The organism is Citrobacter sp. Igbk 14, assembly GCF_028069825.1.
Lineage (GTDB): Bacteria > Pseudomonadota > Gammaproteobacteria > Enterobacterales > Enterobacteriaceae > Citrobacter.
In genome coordinates this window covers 1-709 of record NZ_JANEWM010000162.1, presented here as the reverse complement: position 1 = coordinate 709, position 709 = coordinate 1, and the positions used below count along the sequence as shown (strand labels likewise).

Here is a 709-nt window from a genome sequence, read left to right as displayed (position 1 = left end):
AGTAAAATGTGTATGATGGAAACAAACAACATTCGGTTAGATCTCTATAGATTTGATAATCTTGATAAATTTCTACAAATTATTACTCGCATGAAAGTGAGGGAACTATATGCTGCCTGAAAAAAATGAATTCCCAATAATTCAAATTGAGATTGCAAAAATAAAATTTCTTAACCCACGAACAAGAAATAAGGTAGTGCATGAAGAAATAAAGGAAAGCATAAAAAAAAGAGGATTAAGCAAGCCTATAAGCGTAAGAGCTATTGATGAAGACGATTTCAAATATGCTTTAATTTGTGGTCAAGGGAGAATAGAGGCTCTTGTTGCATTAGGTGAAACTATTATTCCAGCAATTATAAGAGATGTATCAGAAGAAGATGCTTACGTTATGAGTTTAGTTGAAAACATTGCAAGGAGAAGACCACGTTCTAATGAGTTATTACAGGTGATTAAAGACATGAAAATCAGAGGACTTTCAGACTCCGAAATAAGTGAGATTACTGGATATTCATCGAACTGGGTGAGCAGTATTAATATGCTTCTTGATAAGGGAGAGCATAAACTTCTCTCAGCAGTCGAACGGGGTAATTTGCCTCTGTATCTCGCAGTGCAATTTGCAAGATGTGAAACTGAGGAAGCACAAGATATTCTTACCGAAGCATATGATAAAAAATTAATAAAAAGTCGGGACATTATAAAGATAAAATAC

The 709-nt window shown here is 33.9% G+C and carries 1 protein-coding gene; it reads left to right on the top strand.

All coding sequences use genetic code 11. The annotated features are described in order from the left end of the window. Positions 1-109 precede the first annotated feature (109 nt). Positions 110-709 (top strand): ParB/RepB/Spo0J family partition protein (locus NNN64_RS22930; protein WP_271442893.1); only part of this gene is annotated, 600 nt, incomplete at its 3' end.